The sequence below is a fragment of the Pseudomonas lurida genome, from assembly GCF_002563895.1.
GTDB lineage: Bacteria > Pseudomonadota > Gammaproteobacteria > Pseudomonadales > Pseudomonadaceae > Aquipseudomonas > Aquipseudomonas lurida.
In genome coordinates, this window is the sequence record NZ_PDJB01000001.1 from 2,199,227 (window position 1) to 2,225,030 (window position 25,804).

At 62.6% G+C, this 25,804-nt stretch carries 20 protein-coding genes; 6 read left to right on the forward strand and 14 right to left on the reverse strand.

Annotated features, from left to right (window positions below; all coding sequences use genetic code 11):
- Positions 1-33: 33 nt before the first annotated feature.
- The gene (locus ATH90_RS10135; RefSeq protein WP_034106052.1) at positions 34-501 is read left to right on the forward strand and encodes an SRPBCC family protein; all 468 of its coding nucleotides are present in this window, start codon (positions 34-36) and stop codon (positions 499-501) included.
- A gap of 186 nt (positions 502-687) precedes the next feature.
- Here the strand turns inward: ATH90_RS10135 and ATH90_RS10140 are convergent, their stop codons facing one another.
- Entirely contained in the window at positions 688-2,931 is a 2,244-nt protein-coding gene (locus ATH90_RS10140) for a TonB-dependent receptor (protein ID WP_098466181.1), read from the reverse strand.
- A gap of 196 nt (positions 2,932-3,127) precedes the next feature.
- On the opposite strand from ATH90_RS10140, the gene ATH90_RS10145 reads away from it, so the two are divergent.
- The 4 genes from ATH90_RS10145 to ATH90_RS10160 all read left to right on the forward strand — a co-directional run bounded on the left by ATH90_RS10145 (position 3,128) and on the right by ATH90_RS10160 (position 7,518).
- Complete coding sequence (locus tag ATH90_RS10145; protein WP_098466182.1) at positions 3,128-5,485, forward strand: DNA polymerase II; 2,358 nt, start codon at positions 3,128-3,130, stop codon at positions 5,483-5,485.
- A gap of 69 nt (positions 5,486-5,554) precedes the next feature.
- Complete coding sequence (locus tag ATH90_RS10150) at positions 5,555-6,133, forward strand: GNAT family N-acetyltransferase (RefSeq protein WP_098466183.1); 579 nt, start codon at positions 5,555-5,557, stop codon at positions 6,131-6,133.
- A gap of 12 nt (positions 6,134-6,145) precedes the next feature.
- The gene (locus ATH90_RS10155) at positions 6,146-6,778 is read left to right on the forward strand and encodes a glutathione S-transferase N-terminal domain-containing protein (RefSeq protein ID WP_098466184.1); all 633 of its coding nucleotides are present in this window, start codon (positions 6,146-6,148) and stop codon (positions 6,776-6,778) included.
- Between the two features lie 164 nt (positions 6,779-6,942).
- Positions 6,943-7,518, forward strand: a complete 576-nt coding sequence (locus ATH90_RS10160) for a DUF4174 domain-containing protein (protein ID WP_034106058.1) — start codon at positions 6,943-6,945, stop codon at positions 7,516-7,518.
- Between the two features lie 71 nt (positions 7,519-7,589).
- Here the strand turns inward: ATH90_RS10160 and ATH90_RS10165 are convergent, their stop codons facing one another.
- The 12 genes from ATH90_RS10165 to ATH90_RS10220 form a co-directional block, all read right to left on the reverse strand.
- The gene (locus tag ATH90_RS10165) at positions 7,590-8,618 is read right to left on the reverse strand and encodes an acyltransferase family protein (RefSeq protein WP_186762119.1); all 1,029 of its coding nucleotides are present in this window, start codon (positions 8,616-8,618) and stop codon (positions 7,590-7,592) included.
- A gap of 99 nt (positions 8,619-8,717) precedes the next feature.
- Positions 8,718-10,127, reverse strand: coding sequence for a lipid II flippase MurJ (locus ATH90_RS10170; RefSeq protein ID WP_034106062.1), 1,410 nt, complete (start codon positions 10,125-10,127; stop codon positions 8,718-8,720).
- Positions 10,127-11,554: an O-antigen ligase family protein gene (locus tag ATH90_RS10175; RefSeq protein WP_034106299.1), complete on the reverse strand. Its 1,428-nt coding sequence runs from the start codon at positions 11,552-11,554 to the stop codon at positions 10,127-10,129. The genes ATH90_RS10170 and ATH90_RS10175 overlap by 1 nt, the downstream gene beginning before the upstream one ends.
- Before the next feature lie 2 nt (positions 11,555-11,556).
- Positions 11,557-12,660 (reverse strand): glycosyltransferase family 4 protein, encoded by a 1,104-nt coding sequence (locus ATH90_RS10180; protein ID WP_034106064.1) that lies wholly within the window; start codon positions 12,658-12,660, stop codon positions 11,557-11,559.
- A complete protein-coding gene (locus tag ATH90_RS10185; protein ID WP_034106066.1) occupies positions 12,651-13,868 on the reverse strand; it encodes a glycosyltransferase family 4 protein in 1,218 nt (405 codons plus the stop codon). The genes ATH90_RS10180 and ATH90_RS10185 overlap by 10 nt, the downstream gene beginning before the upstream one ends.
- Positions 13,869-13,876: 8 nt before the next feature.
- Positions 13,877-15,205 (reverse strand): GH39 family glycosyl hydrolase, encoded by a 1,329-nt coding sequence (locus ATH90_RS10190; protein WP_098466186.1) that lies wholly within the window; start codon positions 15,203-15,205, stop codon positions 13,877-13,879.
- Positions 15,195-16,385, reverse strand: coding sequence for a glycosyltransferase (locus tag ATH90_RS10195; protein ID WP_098466187.1), 1,191 nt, complete (start codon positions 16,383-16,385; stop codon positions 15,195-15,197). The genes ATH90_RS10190 and ATH90_RS10195 overlap by 11 nt, the downstream gene beginning before the upstream one ends.
- A complete protein-coding gene (locus ATH90_RS10200) occupies positions 16,385-18,376 on the reverse strand; it encodes a GumC family protein (protein ID WP_034106073.1) in 1,992 nt (663 codons plus the stop codon). The genes ATH90_RS10195 and ATH90_RS10200 overlap by 1 nt, the downstream gene beginning before the upstream one ends.
- Positions 18,377-18,391: 15 nt before the next feature.
- Positions 18,392-19,168: a polysaccharide biosynthesis/export family protein gene (locus ATH90_RS10205; RefSeq protein WP_034106075.1), complete on the reverse strand. Its 777-nt coding sequence runs from the start codon at positions 19,166-19,168 to the stop codon at positions 18,392-18,394.
- A gap of 29 nt (positions 19,169-19,197) precedes the next feature.
- Positions 19,198-20,109 (reverse strand): glycosyltransferase family 2 protein, encoded by a 912-nt coding sequence (locus ATH90_RS10210; RefSeq protein ID WP_069022729.1) that lies wholly within the window; start codon positions 20,107-20,109, stop codon positions 19,198-19,200.
- A gap of 1 nt (position 20,110) precedes the next feature.
- The gene (locus ATH90_RS10215) at positions 20,111-21,571 is read right to left on the reverse strand and encodes a mannose-1-phosphate guanylyltransferase/mannose-6-phosphate isomerase (RefSeq protein ID WP_034106079.1); all 1,461 of its coding nucleotides are present in this window, start codon (positions 21,569-21,571) and stop codon (positions 20,111-20,113) included.
- Entirely contained in the window at positions 21,571-23,010 is a 1,440-nt protein-coding gene (locus tag ATH90_RS10220) for an undecaprenyl-phosphate glucose phosphotransferase (protein WP_034106081.1), read from the reverse strand. Before ATH90_RS10220 ends, ATH90_RS10215 begins: the two co-directional genes overlap by 1 nt.
- Positions 23,011-23,704: 694 nt before the next feature.
- On the opposite strand from ATH90_RS10220, the gene ATH90_RS10225 reads away from it, so the two are divergent.
- Positions 23,705-24,334 carry a LysE family translocator gene (locus ATH90_RS10225; RefSeq protein ID WP_069022732.1) on the forward strand — a complete coding sequence of 210 codons (630 nt, stop codon included), beginning with the start codon at positions 23,705-23,707 and terminating at the stop codon, positions 24,332-24,334.
- A 652-nt stretch (positions 24,335-24,986) separates the two neighbouring features.
- Here ATH90_RS10225 and ATH90_RS10230 read toward each other — a convergent pair.
- Complete coding sequence (locus ATH90_RS10230) at positions 24,987-25,748, reverse strand: DJ-1/PfpI family protein (RefSeq protein ID WP_098466188.1); 762 nt, start codon at positions 25,746-25,748, stop codon at positions 24,987-24,989.
- Positions 25,749-25,804: the final 56 nt, after the last annotated feature.

Genomic DNA, 25,804 nt, shown 5'->3' on the forward strand with positions numbered 1-25,804 from the left:
GATGTCGCCTACTGTCAATGGAGGAGGTGACTTATGCACGTATTAGATCGCATAGAACGAAAAGTCTTGCTCAACGCTTCACGTAGACAGGTGTGGGAAGCCCTTACCGATGCCGAGCAGTTCGGCAACTGGTTCGGTATCGCCCTAAAAGGCAAAGCCTTCGCTGCTGGGGAAACCATCGAGGCCCCGATCACTTATCCCGGCTACGAGCATGTGATCTGGAAGGCCAAGATCGAACGTATCCTGCCGCAAACGCTGTTCTCGTTCTGGTGGCACCCTTTCGCGGTAGAGAAGGGCGTCGACTACGACCAGGAAACCCCGACACTGGTGGAGTTCACCATTGAGGACCGTGCGCCGGGCATTCTGCTGCGGGTGGTCGAATCAGGCTTTGATACGGTGCCGGAGGCTCGTCGGCAGAAGGCCTTCAAGATGAACTCCAGGGGCTGGGACGAGCAGATGGGCAACATCGAAACCTACCTGAGCCAAGCCCGCCAGGCCTGACCGCAACGGGCATCATGCTCGATGCTTGGCGGCAGCCACCGCCAATACGTGGAGGGCGGCCAGGGCTAACGCGGGGCGCTGAGCGCGGGGTAGCTTTATTGTCAGGACTTCCCTGTGGCAGAAGTCCTGAGTCTGGCGGTGAGTCAGCGATGCACACACCTGCTGGCTCACCTTGCTGTAGCGCGTTTAGAAATCCACAGTCGCCGACAGCTTGGCGACACGTGGATCGCCTTGGCTGAGGAAGCCACCCTGGGCCGATTCCCAATACTTCTCGTTGGCGACGTTCTCCACGGTAGCGCCGAGGGTGACATCACGCTGAGCCACCTTGAAGTTGTAGCGCGCCCCCACGTCGAAGCGGTTCCAGGTCGGCAGGCTCAGGTTGTTGGCGGCGTCGGCATACTGCCCGCCTGTGCGCAGCATCCGGCCGTTGAGCGTCACGCCTTGCAGGCCGGGGACATCCCAATCCACACCGGCGTTGAGCTGGAACGAAGGCACACCGATAGCGCGGTTGCCATCGTTGGCGCCGTTCTGTGTGTCCTTGAGCTCGGTTTTCATCACCGTCACACCGCCCAGCAGGCGCAGGCCGCTTACGGGTTCACCGAATACGTTCAATTCAACGCCTTTGTTGATTTGCTGACCTTCACGCACATAGCGCGCGGTAGTGGCATCAATGACCTGAACGTAACCAGCGCCGGGCTGTTCGATACGGTACACACCCAACGTCGCCCCGTAGGTGCCCATGTCGACTTTCACGCCGGCTTCGATCTGCTTGGAGCGCGCGGGAGCGAACGCCTGGCCGCCACCGATGATAGTGCGGTTGCCCGAGTTGACGGGAGATGTCGGGCCTTGCGCCAGGCCTTCGATGCGGTTGGCGTAGAAAGACACGTGTTCCCACGGCTTGAACACCAGGCCGTAGACCGGCGTGGTAATCGACTCGTCATAGTTGGAGGTACGGGTGCCACTCATATAGTTGTACCCCTGCACCACCATCTGCTGGCGGCGCGCACCGAGCGTGACCAGCAGGCGATCATCGAACACGCCAAGGGTATCGGACACTGCTGCGCTGCGCACAAATGTCTTGGCCGTAATGGTGGGGTCGCTGAAATCAGTCCCTGGCGTATTGCGAGGGTTGTTCAAGGTCGGTGGCGCGCCGGTTACCGGGTCGTAGATATTGGTTGGAGTGGCCGTCGACGAGGCGTTGAACACATAAGCGTTGCGTGCCTGGGTCCAGATACCGGCCAGGCCGAAATTGAGGCGGTGGCTGACAGCGCCGGTCTGGAACTTGCCGTTCAGCCCCCCCATCAAGCTGCGGTTATCTTCTTCGTGGGCAATGGTCGAGCGGCTCGCCTGGGCATTACCGAGGTTATCGGTCAGTGTTACCGACGAGTATTGGCCCATTTCGCGGGTGTGCTTGGCACCGCCTGCGGCATAGGCGGTCCAGTTGTCGTTCAGGTCGTACTCGGCGCGCAGCATCCCCAGGGTGTCTTCGAGGTTGGTGCTGCTCCAGCTCGGCGCGTAGTTGGTGTCTGCCGAAGGCGCATCCGGCACCTGGGTGGCCGTGCCCAGGAACACCGAGTTTCGTCCGCCGTTGATACGCTGCTTTTGATACACAAAGTCACTGGACAGGCGCAATGCATCGCCGCGGTAGTCCAGGCCAACGGTAAACAGTTTCGAGCGCTGGTTCTCATCATCGATGCCGGTATCGCCTTCGCGCTGGGACACGTTCACCCGCGCGCCAAAACGGTTGTCTTCACCGAATCGCTGGCCAATGTCCAGATGCTCGCCAACCCGGCCATCACTGCTGATATCGGTGCTGAAGCGACGCAGCGGCACATCATCGGCCCGCTTGGGTTGCAGGTTCACACCCCCGCCGATCCCTGAGCCGCCTGGCGTTACGCCGTTGATAAAGGCATTGGGCCCCTTGAACACTTCCACGCGCTCCAGGGCGTCAGTAGAGATGATCTGGCGTGGCACGATGCCGTACAGGCCGTTGAAGGAAATGTCGTCACCGTTCAACGGCAGGCCACGAATCATGAAGGTCTGCGCCTGGTTGGCAAAGCCCGACGCCTGGCGCACCGACGAATCATTGAGCAGCACATCACCGACGGTCTCGGCTTGCTGGTCGCGGATCAACTTCTCGGTATAGGAGGACATGCTGAACGGCACATCCATGATGTCCTGGTTGCCCAGCACCCCCAACTGACCGCCGCGTGCCACTTGGCCACCGGCGTATACCGGCGGCAAGGCATTTGGCGCAGGGGCGTCGGCGCTGACAGTGGTCGCACCCAATTCCAATGTGTCGCCATCCTGATGGCTGTTCGCATCCTGCGGGATGGCCGGGGTTGCGGCGAGGGCGGTGAGGCTCAGGGAGCAGCAAAGGGCGAGCAGGGTGGGGCGAAACGGCACAGCGAACGGAGTACGGATGGGCATGGTCGATCCTGACGGCGAACCGTCAATGTGAGGAAAAGGGTAACAGCGTTGCGCGTCCTCACTGCGCGGATACGACTCCGGCGCGAATGATAGTAATTATTATTAACGTCCTGCAACAAATTTGTGAGATTAAGGTCTGCGCGCGCGGATGCCGAGTAGAATCACGCCCTGAAAGCGATTCCTGAGGTGCGGTACGGTGGATTTACAGCAGGGTTTTGTCCTGACCCGGCATTGGCGCGATACCCCGGCGGGCACGGAGGTCAGTTTCTGGCTGGCCACTGACCAGGGCCCGAGGTTTATCCGCCTACCCGTGCAGACCTCGGTGATGTTCATCCCCGAGGCCCATCGCAAGCCGTTGGATTGGCTGCTCAAGGGCGAGCGCGACATCGAGTTGCGCCCGTTGCAGCTGTGCGATTTCCATCATCGCCCGGTGCTGGGCCTGTACACGCGCCAGCACCGCCAGGCGATGGACGTGGAGAAACGCCTGCGTGCCGCCGGCGTCGATGTCTACGAAGGCGACGTGCGCCCACCCGAGCGTTACATGATGGAGCGCTTCATCACTGCGCCCGTGTGGTTTGGCGGCACGCCCGACGCTACCGGCGTGCTCTGCGATGCGCAGATGAAGCCCGCGCCCGACTACCGTCCGCCCTTGAAACTGGTGTCCCTCGACATCGAGACCACCGCCCAGGGCGATCTTTATTCCATTGCCCTCGAAGGCTGCGGCGAGCGCCAGGTGTACATGCTCGGCCCGCCGAACAAAACCGATGCCGTGGACTTCAAGCTCGACTACTGCGACACCCGTGCCCAACTGCTCGAACGCCTCAACCACTGGCTTGCGGTGCACGACCCCGATGCGATCATCGGCTGGAACGTAGTGCAGTTCGACCTGCGCGTGCTCCACGAACATGCCCAGCGCCTCAACGTGCCGCTCATGCTCGGGCGGGGTGAAGAGCCGATGGCCTGGCGCGAACACGGCAGCCGCAACCATTACTTCGCCGCTGCGGCGGGGCGGCTGATCATCGATGGCATCGAAGCCCTGCGCTCGGCCACCTGGAGCTTCGAATCCTTCAGCCTGGAGAACGTCGCGCAGACCCTGCTGGGCGAAGGCAAGGACATCTCCACGCCGTACCAGCGCATGGACGAAATCAACAGCATGTTCGCCGAGGACAAGCCCGCGCTGGCGCGCTACAACCTCAAGGACTGCGAGTTGGTCACGCGGATTTTCGCGAAGACCGAACTGCTCAAGTTCCTGCTGGAGCGGGCCAGCGTCACCGGCTTGCCGGCCGACCGCAACGGCGGCTCCGTCGCCGCGTTCACCCATTTGTACATGCCGTTGATGCACCGCCAGGGCTTTGTCGCGCCGAACCTGGGCGACAAGCCGCCCCAGGCCAGCCCCGGCGGCTTTGTCATGGACTCACGTCCCGGTCTCTACGAATCGGTGCTGGTGCTCGATTACAAAAGTCTCTACCCGTCGATCATCCGCAGCTTCCTGATCGACCCGGTGGGCTTGATCGAAGGCCTCAAGCACACCGATGACAGCGAGTCGGTGGAAGGCTTTCGCGGTGCACGGTTCTCTCGCACCCGGCATTGTCTGCCTTCCATCGTTGCGCGGGTCTCCGAAGGCCGCGAAGTGGCCAAGCGCGAACACAACGCACCGCTGTCCCAAGCCCTGAAAATCATCATGAACGCCTTCTACGGCGTGCTCGGCTCCAGTGGCTGCCGTTTCTTCGATACACGCTTGGCCTCGTCGATCACGATGCGTGGCCACCAGATCATGCGACAGACCCGCGAGCTGGTCGAAGCCCAAGGCTACGAAGTGATCTACGGCGACACCGACTCTACCTTCGTGTGGCTGGGCAGCGCACATTCCCAAGAGGATGCCAGTCGCATCGGCCAAGCGTTGGTGCAGCACGTCAATGACTGGTGGCGTGAGCACCTGCACACTGCGTTCGGCCTGCAAAGCGCCCTGGAGTTGCAGTACGAAACCCACTTCACACGCTTCCTCATGCCGACCATCCGCGGCGCGGAGGAGGGCAGCAAGAAGCGGTACGCCGGCCTGGTCGTACGCAGCGATGGCAGCGAGGAGATGGTCTACAAAGGCCTGGAAACCGTGCGCAGCGACTGGTCGCCCCTGGCCCGCCGATTCCAGCAGGAACTCTACCAGCGCATCTTCCATCGCCAGCCCCACCAGGACTACATACGCGACTACGTGCGCCGCACCCTGAGTGGCGAGTTCGATGAGTTGCTGATCTATCGCAAACGCCTGCGCCGCCAACTGGACGACTACGAACGCAACGTGCCGCCCCATGTGCGCGCCGCGCGCCTGGCCGATGAGTACAACGACCGCCTGAACCGCCCGCGCCAATACCAGCGCGGCGGCTGGATCAGCTACGTGATCAGCGTCAACGGCCCGGAGCCCCTGGAAGTGCGGCAGGCGCCCATCGACTACGACCACTACGTCACCCGGCAATTGCAACCGGTGGCCGATGCGATCCTGCCGTTTGTGAATGATGATTTCAGCACCCTGGTGGGTGGGCAAATGGGCCTGTTTTAAAACGCTTGATTCGTCAGTGCGCGAGCCTGCACTCTCTGTTCCTGACGACCATCCAGACGGCGCAGCCCCATGACCCCACTTACCTTGACCGGCACCACGGTCGAACTCCTGCCCCTGCAAAGGGAACACAAGGCCGCCTTGCTCGAAGCCGCCGCCGATGGCCAATTATGGGACCTCAAGGTCACCCACGTACCGGGCCCGGACACTGTCGATCAATACATCGACACCGCACTGGCGGGACGCGACGCCGGTAGCGTGATCCCGTTCACCCTGGTGCGCCGCGATACCGGCCAGGTGGTTGGCAGCACACGCTTCTGGAAGGTCGACCGGGCCAACCGCAAGCTCGAAATCGGGCATACCTGGCTGGCGCTGTCCACGCAAAAAAGCGGCATCAACACCGAAGCCAAGCTGCTGTTGCTGACCTACGCGTTCGAAGTGCTCGATTGCGTACGCGTGCAGTTCACCACCGATGAACTCAACGAAAAATCCCGCGCCGCGATCCTGCGCCTCGGCGCCGTGCAGGAAGGTATCGTGCGCCACGAACGCATCATGCCCGATGGACGCAAGCGCAACTCGGTGCGTTTCAGCATCATCGATTCGGAATGGCCACAGGTGAAGGCCAACTTGCAGGCCAAACTGCAACGCTAGGAGGAAAAGCCCATGTACACGCTCTACGGTATCGATGAATCCGGTTCCTGCATGATCGAAATCGCCCTGCAGCGGTGTGCGGTGCCGTGGCGGCGAGTGGATGCAGCCTCGTGGGCAGACGGCGAGGGCAGTGTCGAACTGGCGCGTATCAACCCGCTCAAACAGGTGCCGACGCTCGTCACCCCCGACGGCCAAGTACTGACAGAAAGCGCCGCGATCCTGATCCACCTGGGCCTTGAGTTTCCCGACTCCCACCTATTGGCCGACAACCGCGCGCAGATCATTCGCGGCCTGGTGTACATCGCCGCCAATTGCTATTCGGCGATCGGCATCATCGACTACCCGCAGCGCTGGCTTGGCAACGTCAACGACACCGTGCAAGCGCAACTGGTCACCGGCACCCGGCGCTACCTGCATCAGGCCTGGGTAGTGTTCGCCGATCAGTTTGCCGACCAATTGCTTGCCGCGAACAACACGCCGAACGCACTCGGCTTGATGGCTGCCGCGGTGTCGCGTTGGGACGAGGCGCGGGACGCGTTGAGCGGCCTGGCGCCAGGCTTTGCGCAGACACTGGCGCAGGTGGATGCCGATCCCCTTGTAGCGCCTGTATTTGCTCGGCATTGGCCGGAGTGGAAGGTCTCATGATGTTTCCGTAATCAGTGGAAACAATGACGGTCGCCCCCATCAAACCCTTGCGTAGCGGGCGTCCTGACCTACGCTTTCTTAAAGTGGTGTAGGAATCATCCTTGAATTTGACTGTCGCAGACATGAAACTCAAGAACCCTGCATGGAATTCAAAGGAGGTGCGCATGCTCATCCGGTCGCTGACCCTGGCTACCTTGATGGCTTTTACGGGGCCGCTGTTGGCTGCTGATGATATCAACCCGCTCAAGCAGGACTTGGGCAAGGCCCGGCCGCTGGTGGTGGTGGAGCTTGATTCCGGCAACGACACCTTGGCGACCCTCAAGAAACAGTTGGACGAGCCTGCGACCAAGCAGTCCTTTGAAGAACGCAGCATGGTGTTCTACACCGTGAAGTTCGGCAGCATCGGTGCCGAAGGCGAGAAGTTCGCCAAGGACCCAAAAGACAGCAAAAAGCTCACGCCGCCGGAAACCAACGCGCTGATCCGTGCCCTCAAGTTGGGTGCCGGCAGCGGTACCAAAGTGATCCTGGTGGGCAAGGATGGCGAGAAGAAACTCGAGAAGACCGTGCCGCCGGATACCCTCGACCTCAAGGCGTTCTTCAGCGCCATCGACCAGATGCCGATGGCCGAGAAGGAAACCGCCGCACCGGCTGAGCCTGAACCGGCTGCACCGGCGCCAGCCAAGGGCGCCAAGCCTGCCAAGCCAGGCAGCAAGCCAGCGCCTCAGCAACTCGACGACTAACTGGTTTTGGTCGGTACGTGATCAATGTGGGAGCCGGGCTCGCCCGTTCCCACAGTGGATCTTCAGCATGCCTAAGTTGTCGCCTTCTCCCCGGTCGCCTTGCGCACCGGAAACGGAAAGTAGAAAAACCGCAGGAACGCCACTCGCTTGATCACTTCCCCGATCAACAACGGCACCACCACCGCCACCACAAAGCCGATACAGGCCGCGACAAGCGCAGGCAGCCCCAGGCGTTCCATCAGGTCGAACGTCTTGTGTTGGATCTCACCGTGAAAGATCAGCAGGATCAGCGTCGACTGACCAATGTAGGTCATCGCCCGGGTGATCAGTGCCGAGACCATGAGCACCCGCGCCAGCGCCCAGCACGCATACACCCCGATCATCGCCAGCAGGCTGGTCCATAGCCAGTGATCGTAGCGACGCTGCGCCAGGTCCATGGTATCGCCCCGGTACAGGAACACCGCGGCGAACAGCACAATCGACACCAACAGCGTCAGCAGCGACCCCGCATGGGTGCGCAACCAGTCCCGCAACAGGTAGCCATAGATGAAGCAGGTGCTGCTGATCAGGGTGATGTCGAGGCTGAACGGCAAGCCTGGCAGCACCCAGGTTCTGCCGCCCAGGGTGACGGGCAGTTGCCAGAACCAGGGCAGCATCCAGACGCCGACCAGCAACGGCACCAGCATCACTGCACAGCTCACGGGCAGTGGCAGGCGTTGGATCAGTCGCAGCACCACCCAACTGAACAGGATCGACACCCAGAAGTGCGGCAGGAACCACAGCGCCTGCCACGGGATGGTGTCCACCGACGCATACAGCACGCCGCCGACATCGGGCAGCAGCGGCTGGCCACGCAGAATGCTGCGCACGATCACGTAGGTGAGCATGGTGAAGAAAAACGGCTTGAGCAGGCCATCGGCCTTACGTATCGCCATCTCCACGAAGGGCTGCTCCGGCTTGAAGAACACGCCGGACAAAAAGAAGAACAATGGCAAGATGAACGACGCCAGGATCGGGTACAGCAAGTCCGGCGAGGTGGCGACAAACCAGCTGTGGGCATAGACGATCACCAGGATGCCGATGCCTTTGGCGATATCCATTTGAATCCAGCGATGTTTCACCTGATCACCCCTCTATAAAACCCACCGCCCCGGTAGGCGCTGGCGTGTGGCGAGGGCGCTTGCTCGCCACTGTTAATGTCATGCCTTGCGCCACGGCTTCAGCCACAGCCCCATCCCCAGCAACACCACCGCGCCGGCCAGCGTGCTCAGCCCCAGTTGCAGCCACACGCCTTCAACCCGAAACAGCACCAACGCCGCCAGCCCCATCACCCCTGCACTGAGCAGCCACTGCCGCGCCCAGGCCAGGACGCCGAGCAACCCCTGGCGCTGCATCAACAGCAGTGCAGTGCAGATGACCCCGGCCAGCGCGGCCAACGGGATGCCCGCCAGCCCGAACACAAACGGCAGCACGCCCAGCAACAGCACGTTGACCAGGCTGCCGAGCAGCTCGCAGCGCAGTGGCTGGCGCGTGTCACCAGCGGCATAGGCATAACGTGCAAGCAGTGCGTTCCAGGCGCCGAATACCAGCGGTACGGCAAACCAGGCCAACAGCAGTGGCAAAGGCGAGTCCAGCGATTGCCTGGGCAGCAGCAACGCGACCAGGCTCGGGGCCGCCGCCACCAGGCCGACGCCGGCGGGCAGGGTCAGCACGCTGGCGGTTTCCAGGCCACGCTTGAGCAGGGCCAGGCGCTCGTCGCCCTGGCGGCGGCTCATCATGCCCAGCAGCACCTGGTTGAGGCTCATCAGCGCAATCAGCGGCAGGTTCATCAGCTTGCGCGCCAGGTTGACCCAGGTCACCGCGCCTTCGCCCAGCAACGACGCCACCAGCCGTTCAATGAGGGCCAGGCCCTGGCTGGCGCCATTGCTCAGCAGCAGCGGGCCGATGCGTTGGCCCAGCTCCCGCAGTGGTGCAAACGACCGTTGCCAATGCCACGGCCGCCAGCCCTGGCGCCATACGGACGGCAGCAGCGCCAGCGGCATCAACAGGCTGCCGGCGAGGCAGGCCAGGGCCAATGAGTGAGGTTGAGTGGCGGTGCCGGCGAAGGCGAGGTAGGCCACCGGCGGCAGGTTGAACAACAACGAGCCCAAGCCCGCCAGTACAAAACGTTCGCCGGCCTGCAAGGGAATGCTGAACAGCGCATGCAGTATCAGCCCGGGCACGCACCAGGCGACAATCTGCAAGTTACTGCTGGCGAGCGCCGTGGCACTGGCCGCCAGGCCCGGCCCGAGCAGTTGCACTAGCCACGGCGCCAGCAGCGTCAACAGCAGGCTGGTAACCAGTGCGATCAGCAACAGCGCCGGAAACAGTACCGCCAGCCAACCGAGGCGTTCATCGTCTTTGCGCGCCAGGTACAGCGGCAGCGCAGCGGCGCTCAGCACGCCGCCGGCCAATGACATGCGCAACGCCTCTGGCAGAAACAAGGCGATCAGGAATGCATCGCTGCGTTCTCCGGCGCCCCAGGCCGCCACCAGCAGCCATTCGCGGGCAAAGCCCAGGCACAGGCCGAGCAGCGTCGCCAGCGTCAGCCAGACGGCAGAGCCCAGCATCAGGGCCGCGCGCCATCAAGCATGGATTTGCGATAGGCCACGCTTTTCACCTGCGGCAGGCGCGCCGGAAACAGTCGGCGGGCCTCCAGCACATTGATTCCAACCATTAGCCAGAACAGCGCGACCATCACCACCGCAAAGCTGAAGTAGTGGTCGAACAGGCCGCTGACCAGAGCCGAGAGGATCCCGGCGGTGGTGCCCAGCCACAGCGCATTGTCCTTGGTCAGGCGGATTGGGCCGCTGTCCGGGCGCGCTTCCCGCCACCAGCGTACGGTCACCGCGACAAAGAAGAGCATGCCGACGATGCCGGTCTTGTAGATGAAGTTCAGCCACAGGTTGGAGATGCCCAGCAAGTGCGTGCCGGGCACTGGCGGGTCCACCTTGAAGCCGATGCCGAACGGATACGACACCACCGCCTGCGGGAACATGCGGTATTCGTCGAAACGCACTTCGGTACTGGCGTTGTCCGAGGAAAAAATCGTCGCCAGGCGTTCCTGTAACGGCGGATAAGCGATCACCAGCGCCACGGTCAGCGCCGCGCCGATCATCAGCAGGCGTCCGGTGTACGGCACTCGGCGCGTGGCCATCCACAGCAGCACCAACGCCAGGCTGACCATCGCACCGCGGCTACTGGCCAGCAACAAGGCGGCCGCGCCCAGGCACGCCACACTCAGGCCGAGCGCGCGTTTCCAGCCTTGCTCGGTCATGCCGAAACAGAAGGCCAGGGGCAGCAGCAACGCCATGATCCCGCCGATGGCATTCGGGTGCATCCAGGGTGAGCCCATGCGTGAAGACATGGCTTCCAGGCCGAATTTCAACATGTCGAAGTTGCCGTAGTTGAACAGCGCCAGGATCGGCGCAATGCCGGCCCCGGAGCGCGTGCGCACAAACACCGCAATCGACAGCACCAGCATTGCCAGGCTGCCCAGCAGCAGGGCGATCACCAGGGATTCGCGGTGCTTGTGGTCCACCAGCAACTTGGCGCAGAGGAACACCGACGACAGGCTCAGCAGCCAGCGCAACCAGTTGGCTACGCCGCTGGTGTCGGCGTGGATGGTGACCTGGCCGACGATAAAGGGGAACACGCTGAACAGCATCAGCCACAAGAGCATCTGGTCGGTGGGCCGGCGGGTGAGGCTTGGTGTGTCGGGCAGGCGCGACAAGAAGTTGTGCCACAGCACCGCGCCCCAGGTCAGCGCCAGGATGGCTTCGCTGACGGTACTGCGGATGCCCAGGTTGACGGTGGAGTAGGGCATGAACGTGGCGACCAGGGCAAACAGCAACAGCCCCCAGAATGGAAAGCGCAGGATGGTCATCGCCCCGGCCAGGCCGATCACGGCCAGGAACGCCTTGGCCGGTGACAGCAACAGGGCGAGGGCGCCAAACAGCAGGCCGAAAAGGATCGCAACGAGGCCGGACAGGTTCACGTTCACTTCAGCTCCTCGATCAGTTCGGCCAGGCGCCGACGGTAGGCGTGATGGTTGAAGCGTTCCGCCCATTGCCGGCGTTGCTCGGGCGATTCTTCATCGGCCCGTTCGCCCAGGCTCACCATCAACTGCGTCAGCGCCGGGCCATCGGTGGGGGAAAAACGCGGTGCCGACGGCGGAGTGATTTCATCCAGCGACGTGCCGCTGGCCACCGCCACCGGGGTACCGACGCTCAGGGCCTCGATCACCGGCAGGCCGAAGCCTTCGGCATACGAAGGTTGCCACAGGCGCGAGGCCTGGCGGTACAGCGCGTGCAATTCGGCATCTGACACGCCACTCAGCGCGCGTATACCTGGCAGCGTACGCTGGGTTTCGGGCAAATGATCGAGGCTGCCCACCAGCACCAAGTCCGGCACGGCGGGGGACTGGCGCCGCGCCTGTTGCCACGCGTCCACCAGGAACGGCACGTTCTTGCGCAGCTCGCGGGTGCCCACCAGCAGCCAATAACGCGCGGGCAGTTGGCGTTTACTGAGGTCCGCCGCCAGTTCGAAAAAACCCTCGACCTGGTTGGGCAGCACGCGAATCTTGCCCGCAGCCTTGGGGAATAGCCGCGCGGTTTCATCGGCGCTGTACTGCGACGGCGTCCACACCCGGTCGGCGCTGTGCACCGCGTAGGCAATCGACAGGCGATCGCTGGTCTTGTAGATCAGCGCCTTCAAACGGTTGGCGTGGTAATTGTTCAGGGTGATCTGGAACAGGTCATGCAAGAGCACCACGGTGCGCAGCCCCTTCGGCTTGGGCGGCAACGGCAGGCCCATGTTGAAGGTGCTGATGTACAGGTCGATCCGCTCCTCACGCAAGGCCCGCGGTAGAAAACCGGCCTCGAAACGCAGGCGATTCTGCGGCTGGTGCATGGCGGTCTTGGCGCATCCCCAGGCCGGGCAGTGGGCCTGCAACCGGGTTTCATCGCCCAGGGGCGCCACGGTGAACCGCTCCAGTTCGATACCAGGCAGGCTGTGCAGGGCGCTTTCCAGCGCGTACACCTGGCGGCTGATGCCCGATTGCGGCGAGGTGCCGACGGTGCGGTAATCCAGGCCTACACGCATGCGGGCTCCTTCTGATTCAACGGCGAAAGGGTGGCGTACACCTGCTCCAGCTGGCTGGCAGCGACGCTCCAGTCATGGGCCCGACGCACATAGGCACGGCCCGCTTCACCCATGGGCGCGGCGGCATCGGGAAATTGCAGCAGGCGCACCACGGCGTCCGCCAGGTGGGTGGCGGTTTGCCCGCCGAGGTAGTCCAGGCCTTCCACCAGGTCCAACCCCGAGACGCCTTGCTCGGTACTTGCCAGCGGCAAGCCGGCGGCCAGTGCTTCGAGCACCTTGAGCTTGGAACCGCCGCCATGGCGCAACGGCGCCAGAAACACCGAACAACTCGACTGCAGGTTCAGCAGGTTGGGCACGAAACCCTGCCACTCGATGCGCGGGTCCTGCCAGCGTTCACGCCAACTGTCCGGCATGCCGAAACCACACACGCTCATGCGCGCATCCGGGCAACGTTCCCAGACCTTGGGCAGGATTTCATCCAGGGCCCACTCGATAGCGTCCACGTTGGGGGCGTATTCATAGTTGCCCAGGAATAGCACGCGGCGTGTCGATGGGTCGGGCCGGGCGGCAGCGAAGTGATCGCAATCCACGCCATTGACCACCACCGACACCGGTTTGCCGGCGATTTTATTGAGGGTCTGCGCGTCACTGTCGGTCACCGCCACCACACGCGCAGCCTGGCGCATCACCCGCCGTTCCCAGCGGGCGTAGCGCCACTGGTCATAGCGAATGAACGGCAGCGACCAGCCCGGCAGGCGGTCATAGGTGGCCGCGCCCAGGGCCGATTCGACGTTGTGTTCGGTCAGCACGAAGGGCTGGGATTTACGCGCCAGCGCCTCTTCGTAAGGCTGGAAGCTGTAGCTGTGCTCGATCTGCACCACGTCCCACTGTTCGTCGAGCAGTTGGTTGAACCTGTCCTGCAATGCGCCCGACAAGCCATTCACACTGGCCAGCAGCGGGTAGGGTGCAAACAGCCCCGCGACCAGCGTCTTCACGCTGCGCAAGGGGCGGCGTGGCAGGATGATCAGTTGTTCCACAAACGCCTCGAGCACCTGGCGGTCAGTGAGTGACACCGGATGTTTGTCATGCAGCAGCAGGGTGATCCGGTGCCCCCGCGCGGCCAAGCTGCGCAGCAGGTGGAACTGACGCGTCTTGCCGCCGCTGGTGGCAGGCCAGGGTGAGTAGGGCAGGATCCATAAAATGCGCATGGCAGGCCTCAATCCCATAACAGAATTTGCAGGTTCGACTTGACCGGTACGGTCAGGCCGTCGGTGCCGCTCACCGGGGTTTGTGTGCCGCGCAGCGGGTCGTACAGGGTGGCGCCTGCCAGGTTTGGCAAATGGGCGTTGCCACCCTGGGCGGACCAGAAAAACCATAGCTTGCGGCCGTCGGTACGGGTCCAGCCGATGCTGAACAGGCCGTCGGGCAACGCGTCGGCGGTGGGCGGGTCTGCGGGGGTAAGCTTCGGCCCGCTGACGTCGAGGAAGTTCTTCAGTGCGGTGTAGACGGGCTTGGGGTTGGTGTCGATATCCAGCAAGCCATAAGACTGGTCACGTACGCTGGCGCGCTGGTCGAGGTCGCTCAAGGTAAACAGGAAGATCTTGTCGAAATCCATCGCACTCATCAGCGCAAGGCGGCGAACCACGTAGTCGGCCTGTGCCTGGGGGGTGATGATGTCCTGGGCGTCTTTGGGCCCCTTGTAGGTTGACCAGCCCCACTCGGTGCTCCACAGGGTTTGCACACCGCCGTTGCGCAGCGCCTGGTTGAGCTGGGTGGTCTTGGCGATGAAGTCCAGGTTGGCCGGGTCGTTGCCCTCGGGCAATTGGGTGTAGGGGTGATAGGACACCACCGTGTTCAGGCTGGCCACGCCCAGCGCGCCCAAGGCGTCGAACATGGTCTGGCCGTTGGGCATTTCACTGAAGAACGCCATGCCCGCAGCCACCACCGGCTTGCTCGGGTTCACGGCCCGCAATGCCTGGGTGGTAGCGGTGAGCAGGGTGGCGTAACCCGCCGGGTCCGCCGCCGGGCGCCAGAAGCCCAGCAGGTTAGGTTCGTTCCAGACTTGCCAGGCATCGACGCTGGGGTAGCGCTGGGACAGCAAGGCCATGCGATTGGCGAACACGTTGGGGTCTTTCGGCGGGTACTGGTCCGGGTACATCGACAGCGGCGGGGCGCTGGAGATAAAGCGCGCCGAACCCACCAGGTAAAACACCGACTTGATCTGGTTCTGTTGCAACTTGCCCACCAGTTCATCGAGGGTGGCGAGCTTGTATTGGTTCTGTGCGGTTTCCAGCCGGTCCCAATGCAAATCCAGGCGCACCCACTCAAGGCCCAGGGCCTTGAGGCGGTCGATCTGCTTCTGGTAGCGCTCGGGGCTGAACCACAAGAACTGCGCATTCACCCCCAGGAAATCCTTCCAGACCACCTCCTTGCTACCCTTGAGCACATGGCTCTCGGCATCCGCCTGGCGCCCCCACAGGAACGCGGTCAGCCCCAGGGCTACGACCACTGCGAGGGTCGCGAGAAAGGTAGGTTTACGCGCCATGGGTCGACCCTGCAATGGCTTGTTCGAAGAGCTGCTTGAATTTCTGCGCCGTCAACGGCCACAGGCGCTCGCGACCAATCTCCCCGGCACGCTCCGCCCAATCCCGGGCCAGCAGCGGTGTGCGCGCCAGGCGCAACAGCTGTTCACTGAGCGCTGCCACATCGCCTTCGGGGTAGATCGCGCCGTTGCCGCTGGCGACCTCCTCGGCGAACGCGCGCGCATCGGAGGTGATCGCGCCACGCCCGCAGGCGGTGGCCCAGGACAACGCACCACTGGTGCCGCGCTGGCGTCCCAGCAGGCCGAGTTTTTTCGATTCGCGATAGGGCAGCACCATCACATGGTGGGCCTGGATGGTCTGGGCAATCTCGTCAGCCGGCAGGTTCAGCCGCCAGTAGATCGAACCGGTCAGGCCCAGTGCCGCGATCTGCGCGTTCAACTGCTCCAGGTAGTTTCCGCCCGCGCCAAAGGCCATTTCCGCGGCCGTGCCACCGGCCAGGGTCAGGCGCACGCGATCGCGCAGTTCGGGGGCTTGCTTGAACACCTCCGCCAGGGCCTGCACCAGGTCTTCGATGCCTTTGCCACGGTAGATAAAACCGAAATACAGCACGTGCAGCGTGTCGAGCGACGGCAACGGGGCCGGCGCAATCGCCAGGTTGGCGTGGTTGATCACCGCCACTTTGCCGGCGGGCAATTGCATGCGCTGGCTCAGGCAGTCGGCGCCCAGGCGGGTAAGGGTCACCAGCCGGGTCAGCCCCTTGGCAACCTGGCGCTCTTCGCGCAAGGTCAGTGGGTCGGCCAGCACCACGGCTGCCTGGGGCAAGGGGCTGGGCAGGCGTTCCAGCAGGTTCAGCGGGAACGGCAGGTGCTCACGCCGCCACACGATGCGCTCCGGGTCGTGCACGGTGGCCGTCAAGGGCAACTGTGGGTAAGCCTTGCGCAGTTCACGCAAGGCCAGGAATTCCCCCAGGCGCCCACCGCCCAGCTCGGCGTGCACCAGGTCGACGGCTTGCCAATCGAAGCCGGCGATGGCCTGCTGGATCGCCTCGGAGTTGCCCGCCACACCGGCCAACGGCGTCAGCACCGTCACACCGAGGTGTTCCAAGGCCGTGCGGAAATGGTTCGCGTAGTCGGCGATCCCATTTTTCTCCGGCGGCAAAGGCGCGAGCAGGGCGATACGCATCAGAACGCCCCCCGGTATTTGCCGATGGTCTGCAGCACTTTGCTCGGCACTTCGAACTTGCGACGGTTGATGATGATGCCGTCCACCTTGCCGAACGCGGTATTGAGGATCGACAGCGCATGCTCGACCACCGGCACGGTACTTTTGCGCGCTTCCACCACCAGCCCGATCAGGTCGGCGCGGCGCAGGGTGATAAACGCTTCGCGGTTGTCCAGCAAGGCCGAGGCGTCCAGCAGCACTACTTCACCCGGCGCAGCGTCCTCCGGCCCCCCGACCCGCACATTGACGCCATTCTCACGCAGCAGTTGGCGCAGTTGCTCGACCACAAAGGTCACCCCTTCGCCGTGGCGCGCCGAGGTCAGCCCCAGCACCATGCCCTGTTCGGCAATACGGTCGGGCTGCAGCAGGCTGTACAACCGGTAGATGCTCGCATTGAACGCGTTGGTGCTTTGCGCGGTGGTGGTGTCCAGCTCTGGGAGGGTGGTCCACAGCGGCAGGCCGAACTTGCGTTCCACCAGGCCGCCGTCGTGAATGCGCTGGTCGAGCAGGTAGCACAGGTAGATCACCAGCAAGCCGACGACGATGGCGAACGGGATCGCGAGGATCAGCATCACCAGGGTTTTCGGGAAGATGCGGCCTGGGTTCAGGGTGGCTTCTTCGATCACCGCAATGTTGCTGATCTGGCTGTTGTCCAGCTCGCGGTCAATGCGCGACTTTTCCAGGTTGTCGACGTAGAGCGCGTAGTTGCGCTCAGTGGTGTTCAGTTCGCGGGAAAGACGTGCCAGTTCCGGCTCGATTTCCAGGGCTTGCTTGCGTTGCGCTTCGAGGTTCAGCAGTTGCTTTTGCTGTTCAATCAGCTGGGTACGCAGGGCCTGGTTGTTGCTGGTTTCGTCCAGCAGCACGCGTTGCAAGTGGATTTCCAGGGTGTTCGGCGCGCGGTTCTCCGAGGCTTGCACCGTGTTGCTCTCGTTGGCGACCTGGGCCTGCATCGCACGGATCGAGGCATCCAGGGCTTTGACCGGCGGCGCGTTGTCGGTGTAGGTGCGCATCATGTCAGCCTTTTCCAGCAGCTTCTGGTTAAGCAGGCGACGCAAGTCCTGCTGCTGCGGGTTCAGTGCGATCTGGCGCACCGTGGTGACTTCCTTGGGCTGGCCCTTGAGCTGGGTGCGCGTGCTCTGGATGGCGCTGTCGGACGAGGCGATCAAGCGCGTGGTGTTGAAGGTCTCGCCGCGCAGCACGTTGATGCGCTCGGACAAGTCTTCCAAGCGGTCGGTGATGCTCGCCGCGCCGATCTCATTCAGGTGGGTGAGGATCTGCTGCTTGTAACTCTTGATCTCGGTGGCGCTGTTGGCCGCCTGGCCTTCATAAAAGGCGTACAGGCTCTTGCGACCCAGGGCCTGGGTGCGTTCGTTGATATAGGTTTCGACCCAATCCTTGACCACCGCCTGGGCAATCTCTGGGTCGCTCCACTTGAAGCTGATGTCCATCACCGTGGAGCCGGCGGCATGGCTCACCTCAAAGTTCTTCTCCAGGCCGGCGGCCAGGCGTTCCACCGGGGTGGTCTTTTCAACCACGCCAACGGTTTCCAGCACCACGCGGATGCCGTCGAATATCGCACCCACGCCGCTCTTGACGTAGTACTTGGTGCGCTTCCAGAAACCTTCCGGTGGCGGTGCGTTGTCGATCACTTCCAGGTAATGCTCGGCCACGGCGCGCACGATGGGGCGGCCGGTGAGCAAACGCTCTTCGTCGACAATCGGGTCGCGCTGGGTGCTGGGCATCACCAGCGCCTGGCGGTTGCTGATCTCGATGGGCAGGGTCGAATCACGCCCCGGCTTGACCAACAGACGCGCGGTGGACTCGTATTTGGCCGGCAGCAGGAACGCCCCCAGCAGGATGATCACCAGCGCGGCAATCGCTGCCAGTTTGAACTCGCGCCGGAAGATGAAGAACAAGCGCAGAAGATCACGAAAAGAACGGATCTCGATCATTGGGATGTCGCTCCTTTAGTTGTTGCCGCCGCTGGTTCGGGTGTAGTTGTAGCCAACCCCAATGGACTTGGTGAACGGAATCAGTTGGTTCATGTAGGTGTCGACCCCTTGGATACGCTCGCCCACGTTGGACTTGGGCACGAACACCACGTCGCCACGTTGCAGGCGCACGGGTTTGCGCCCGTTGGCGCCGGTCTTGAGCAGTTGGCTGAAGTCCAGGAAATACGCGCGATACGCGCCCTGGGCGTCTTCGCGCAGCAGGGCGACCATGCTGGCGTTGCCCGCCGGGCTAACCCCGCCGGCACCGATGATCGCTTGTTCCAGGGTGTTGGCCGTGCCGATCTGCACGGCCGTCGGGTTGTTGACCGCACCGCCGACAATGATTGAACTGCTGGGTGCCTGGTTGATGTTCACCGTCACGCGTGGCTCGCGGTAGACCGGGGCGAGCTTGTTGGTCAGCTCCGTGGCCAGCTCCGAAGGCTGGCGACCAGCGACCTGGATCGGCCCCAGGAACGGGTAGTTGATCTTGCCGTCGGTCTGCACGGTGTACAGCGTCAGCTCGTAGATGGTGCTGACGTTGAACGCCGACAGCGTCGGCATCTCGCCGGCATCGCGCACGATGCGCAACTGGTCGCCGATGCGGATACGTTCCACCGCCGGTGGCAGCTGGGCCAGTTGATCGAGGGCGCGCTTGCCTTCCTCGACCGTCTTGTCGTCCGGCGGGACGATACGTGCCGGCGTATTGCAGGCGGCCAAGGCCATCATGGCCACGACAAGCAGGGTTCGTTTCATCAAGGGGGACTTCCTGTAGGGCATGATGCTCACCTCCAATAACCGGGAAACATGCTGATGCGCCGCTTGAGGGCGAGGGGGAGGCGGCGCTCCAGATGGCCCAGCCGATAGCCGAGCAGTTTGAACGCACTGCGTACCAGTACTTCGGGGACACGGTGCAAGGCACCGGCCTTGCGCAGGGCCGCGAGCTCGGCCAGCACGTAGCGCTTGCCTTCGCCCCCCGCGTCGCCAAAGGCCTGTTTGATCCACGGCTCGCGGCCATAGAACACGCCAATGTCGAAGTAGCGGTGAAACTCATCCAAGAGTTTGTAATCGTGGGAGTGATGCACCCATGCGGTGGCGGCGTAGCGCACCTTGTAGCCTTCGAGCAGCATGCGGGCGGCCACATAGGCGTCTTCGCTGCCGATCACGTCAGCGGGGAAACCGCCCACGGCCTCCAGCACGCTGCGCCGGTAGACGGAAAACGAGTCGGAACTGAAACAGGTCTTGATCCCCAGTTCCGGCGCATCGGCCAGGCTCTTGCTGCGGCTCTGCTCCGGGTAGTTGAAGTGCCGCGATTGCGCACCCAGCACGCCGGCATCGGGGTGGGGCAACTGGCGCCCGTAGGCCACGCCATTGAGCGGGTCCTGCTGCAGTTCGTCCAGCAGGTTGGCGAAGGTTTGCGGGGTGGCGGGGATGGCGTCCTGGGTCATCACGATCAGCGCGTCGCCGCCTACCTGTTCGCTGGCCCAGCGCCGAGTGCCGCCGTGATTGAAGTCGCGCGCGTCGATCACCTCGACCCGTGCACCGAACGCGCGAAAGCGCGCCACAGTGTCGTCGCTGGAGGCACTGTCCACCACCAGCGTCTCGTCAGGTTGCAGGGTTTGCATCTGCAGGGCCGGCAACAGGCGCGCCAGGTGGCTGGAGGCGTTACGGGTCGGGATGATCAGTGATGTGCGCATGTCATTTTTTCACTGCTGCGGGCGCGCGCCCGTAGATGTCATCGAAGCGCACAATGTCGTCCTCGCCCAGGTACTCGCCGCTCTGCACTTCGATCATCACCAAATCAATGATGCCGGGGTTGGTCAGGCGGTGTTTGTGCCCGGCGGGGATGTAAGTGGACTCGTTGGCGTTGATCAGGAATTCCCGCTCGCCGTTGGTGATCTGCGCCGCGCCGCTGACCACGACCCAGTGTTCGCTGCGGTGGTGGTGCATCTGCAGCGACAGCGACGCCTGGGGCTTGACCACGATGCGCTTGATCTTGAAGCGGCTGCTTTCCTCCAGCACCGTGTAGGTGCCCCACGGCCGGGTGACGGTGCGGTGCAGGCTGTACGCCGGATGGTTCTGGCGCTTGAGCTCGGCGACGATGTAGCGCACGTCCTGGCTGCGATGGGCGTCGGCGATCAACAGCGCATCAGGGGTGTCGACGATGATCAGGTCGCGCACGCCCACGGCACCGAGTACCCGCTTGGGCGAGTCGATGTAGCAGTTGTGCACGTCATGCAAAATCGCTTCGCCGTTGATCTGGTTGCCATGGGCGTCGCTGGGCGTGAGCTGGCGCAAGGCTTCCCACGAGCCGATATCGCTCCAGCCGATGTCGCAGGGCACCACGGCGACTTGCTTGGACTTCTCCATCAGCGCCACATCGATGGACACATCCGGCGCGCTGCCGAACGCGTCCGAGTCCAGTTCACGCTGGCGCGAGGTTTTGTTTTGCAGGCTCTGGCTGTGTTCCAGCGCAGCCCGGGCGGCTTCGAGTACGTCGGGCGCATGGGTGGCGAGTTCGTCCACCAGGGTGCTGGCCTTGAAGCAGAACATGCCGGCGTTCCACAGGTGCTTGCCGCCGTCCAGGTAGCCTTGGGCGGTGGTCAGGTCGGGTTTTTCCACGAAGCGTTTGACCCGGTTGCCCGTGCCCAGCGGCTCGCCCTGTTCGATATAGCCAAAGCCGGTTTCCGGGTGATCGGGCTGGATGCCGAAGGTCACCAGGTAGCCGGCCTCGGCCAGGTCGCGGGCCTGGGTCACGGCCTCGGCAAACGCCACTTCATTGAGGATCAGATGGTCGGCCGGCATCACCAGTAACTGCGCCTCGCCGCCGAAATGCTCTTGCACATGCAGCGCCGCCACCGCGATCGCCGCCGCCGTGTTGCGGCCGAAAGGCTCGAGCAGCAGGTCCAGGGGCAGGTGGGCCTTATTGACCCCGCGGTAGTCATCCAGGGTGCGGAACAGCAGGTCGCGGTTGGTGACCGTCAACACGCTTTCCACGCCGGGCAGTTTGGCGGCGCGTTGGAAAGTTTTCTGCAGCAGGCTCTGGCCGTCACGCATGCGCATGAACGGCTTGGGCATGTTCTGCCGGGACACCGGCCACAGCCGCGTGCCCGAACCACCGGAAATGATGCAGGGAATTAATCCGTTGAGTGTGTTCATCAATAGACTTCCTTGGTGGAAAGGACGGCCGGGACCGTCATGAAGACGATGTACAAGTCGAACCACACCGACCACTTGGAGATGTACTCCAGGTCGTACTCGACACGTTTCTGGATCTTGAACAGGGTGTCGGTTTCACCCCGGTAGCCGTTGATCTGCGCCCAGCCGGTGATGCCCGGTTTTACCCGGTGCCGCGAGCTGTATTCGCTCACCGCCACCTCGAAGGGAACGCCCGCCGCTTTGGTCGCCGTGGCGTGTGGGCGCGGGCCGACCATGGACATGTTGCCCAGCAACACGTTGAACAGTTGCGGCAGCTCGTCGATGCTGGTCTTGCGGATGATGCGGCCCACCCGCGTGATGCGCGGGTCTTCGCGGGTGGTTTGGCGTTCGGCGGTGAAGTCGCTCTGGTCGGTGTACATCGAGCGGAACTTGAACACGCGGATTTCGTTGTCGTTGTAGCCATAACGGTTCTGGCGAAACAGCACCGGGCCCTTGGAGTCGAGCTTGATTGCAATCGCTGTCGCCAGCATCACCGGTGACAGGCACACCAACGCCAGGCTGGCGAGCAGGAAGTCCTCGCAGCGCTTGATCACCGGTGACCAGCCGCGCAGCGGTAACTGCGAAGTATTGAACATCAGGATACCGCCCACATCGGTGATCTTGCTGTGGCCGTAGCGCAGGGCGGCCATGTCCGGCACCAGCATGACGTTCACCGACAGCTGCCGCAGGCGGTTGACCAACCCATGAATGCGTTGCTCGGCGGCCCAGGGCAGGCAGATCATCACTTGGTTGACCTGCTCGGCGCGGATCAGTTTTTCCAGGTCGCGGGTGTTACCCAGCAGCGGCAGGTTGCTCAGCTCCTTGGGAATGCGCTCGGTACGGTCGTCGATGAACCCGATCAGGCCGGAGCGGATGTCACCATTGCGCTGCAAGTGATCGGCAACATGCACGGCGGTATCGGTAAAACCCAGGATCACCGTGCGTTGCAAGTACTTGCCGGCACGCATCAGCTTGCTGTACAGGCGCAGCATCAGCAGGCGCTCAAGGCAAAACAGACCCAGGCTGGCGGCGTACCAGGCCGCCAGGTTGCGCGGGGTCAATTGCGGAAAAAACTGCAAGATCTGGTACATGAACAGCAGGATGCAAAAAGCCGCAGTCCAGGCCTTGATCTTGGTTTTCAAGCGCAGGCGGTTGCTGAACAATTCTTCGGAATAGATGCCCAGGGCCTGGAACAGAATAATCGTCAGGGCCGCGAAAAAAACCAGCAGGCCCAGGAAGTGCGGGCGCAGCTCAGGGTCCATCGGGTCGAGGAAAAGCACCAGGACCAGCGGTGGCAAAATGGCCGTGAGGCCATGGATCAATTTGACGAAAACGACAAAGAACTCAACAAAACCGGCACGCGTTAAAAACAGACTGTCGACGGACGACTTCTCTCGCATAAAAACATCCCTCATTGCACGCCAGACTTCACTGTTCGAATATTTGTTAGAGCAAGCAGCGGGCTGCCTTAGAACAAAGGTCGAACGACTACTCTGGGTAATACGCAACTTTCCAATCCAAATGCACAATCCAAATGCAGCTATCCATTTGAAGGGATTTCGCGGGGGTAGTGGCTAAAGGAGTGTTCCCTGGTGCGCTCAGTCAACTATTTGACTATGGTGCGGAGGCGGCATGCTAGACAGCTTAATCAATCTTTTCTGTGGCATTTTATTGACGTTCCTTGTCCGAACACTCGGTGTTTAGGTGTGTTTTTGAGTGTAGAAACAAATGTGGGATTTTTCCTGCTTAAAGGAAAAACCTTTTTCAATGCGAGGTAGGAAAAGGGGACAAACATGAGGGGGGCGGAGGCACTTAGTGCCCGGCCACCGGGGCTTTCGCCCGATCAGAAGTTGCCTTTTAAACTGATGTTGAAATGGCGCGCTTTAGCGTAAAAGTTGTTCCGTGAGGCTGTACCGACGGTTTTGTATCAGCTTTTATCGTACAAATGGGTACTGTTGAACACCAGGATGAGTTCCGCACTGCAGGCGCGGGTGTGACGTTTCGCGATGCCGCAGCAATGTATCCAGCACAATTTTTTGTCCACCCCAGAGGCACCGACTAATCTGCAGGCTTTTCCCGGCGGAAGGCTTGAGCATGATCGACCTCGCGACCCTGGCGGTTTTTTCCGGTGCTGTCTTGTTATTGCTGTTATCGCCAGGGCCGAACATGGCCTTTGTGATCAGCCATGGCGTCACCCACGGCTGGCGCGGGGGAGTGGCATCAGCCTTGGGGATTGGCGTGGCCGACGCGTTGCTGACCGCACTGACCGCCACCGGGGTAACGGCGCTGGTTGCCAGTTGGCCGCCTTCTTTCGACGTGATCCGGTACGCGGGTGTGGTCTACCTGTTGTGGCTGGTGTTCAAGACTTTGCAGAAAAAACCTGGGCTGGACACTGCCCAGCAGCACCGCGTGCCCCTCGGGCGGGTGTTTCTACAGGCGATGCTCAACAGCCTGCTCAATCCCAAGGCGTTGCTGTTCTTTGTGGTGTTTTTGCCGCAGTTCGTGCGGCCGGAGGCGGGCTCCATCGCTGTGCAATTGATGCTGCTGGGGGGCGTGCTGACGTTGGTCGCAGGCGTGTTTCACGTGCTGCTGGGGATTTTTGGTGGGGCGCTGAGTCGGTTCTTTGCCGGGCGCTCAAAAGGTGCCTGGCTGCAGAAATGGGGCTTGGCGACGGTGCTGACCGTGCTGGCTGTGCGCTTGGCGGTGATGTCTCGCCCGGCCTGACTGAAGCACACATTTTGATCAAAATGTGGGAGCGGGCTTGCTCGCGAAAGCGCTCTTACAGCCGACCACTATCTTCCTGACACCCCGCGATCCAACTGTGGGAGCGGGCTTGCTCGCGAAGACGGCCTGACACCCAACCACTGTCTGCCTGTCACCCCGCGATCCAAAATGTGGGAGCGGGCTTGCCCGCGAAAGCGGCCTGACAGCCGACCTGAATGTTGGATCAGACCGGGTATATATCCGTTATTTAGGTGATGGCTGCTATGGGTTCCGCTCTTACAGCGGCTCACTTTTGAACAGCGCAAAAGTAAGCAAAACGCTCTTGCCCCAACACTCGGCACCTCGCTCACGCTCGGTGTGCCCGTAATCCGACAGTGATTTGGGGGGCCGCCGCCACGCGCCCTCCATGGCGCGGGGCGGCTAAACCGGCATCCCTGCCGGGTTACCCCCCAAATCCCTGTCGAATTTCGGCCAACGTGTTTGATGGGGCGCCTCAGATCAAAGGCAAGATCAAAAGCTCGATCAAGAGCTCGATCAAGAGCTCGATCAAGAGCGGCTCGCTTCGCATCGTGGTTGGCGTGGGTGGTTACACCGTTGTCTCGATATGTATGGCTATCGCCGGCAAGCCGGCCCCTTGCGGTGTTTTGCTGGATCAGCCCAACCGTGCAGCGGCGCGCGCGACGATCTCAGCGCGCACCCTGCGCGATTCGGCGGTGCGCTTGTTGGCTTCTTCCAGCACATGCGCGGGCGCGGAGTCCGGGCGGCCGGAATCGAAGGGGGGCGCGGGGGCGTATTCGATCTGCAATTGCACCAGCTGCGCCGCAGCCTCGCTGTACAACTCGGCCGCCAGGGTCAGGGCGAAGTCGATGCCGGCCGTGATACCGCCACCGGTGAGCAGGTTGCCGTCACGGACCACGCGCTCTTGCACAGGGATGGCGCCGAGCGGGGCGAGCAAGTCGTGGTAGGCCCAATGTGTCGTCGCCTTGCGGCCGCGCAGCAGGCCCGCTGCGCCCAGCACCAGCGAGCCGGTGCACACCGAGGTCACATAGCGCGCGGTCTGTGCCTGGGTCTTGAGGAAGTCCAGGGTCTGCGGGTCTTCCATCAACGCGCCCACGCCGGAACCGCCGGGCACGCAGATCACATCCAGGCGCGGGCAGTCGGTGTACGTCATGGTCGGGGTGAACACCAGCCCGGTGCCGGAACCGCCGGGCACGCAGATCACATCCAGGCGCGGGCAGTCGGTGTACGTCATGGTCGGGGTGAACACCAGCCCGGTGCTGGAAGTGACGGGTTCCAGATCTTTCCACACCAGGTGCAGTTTCACATCCGGCAGCGAACCCAGTACGTCGTAGGGACCCGTGAGGTCCAGTTGCTGGATGCCGGGGAACAACAGGAAGCCGATCTGCAAGGTCATGAATGTAGCTCCGTCAAAGGGGTGGACGGCTTCACTCTAGAGGCCTAGGCTTTGGC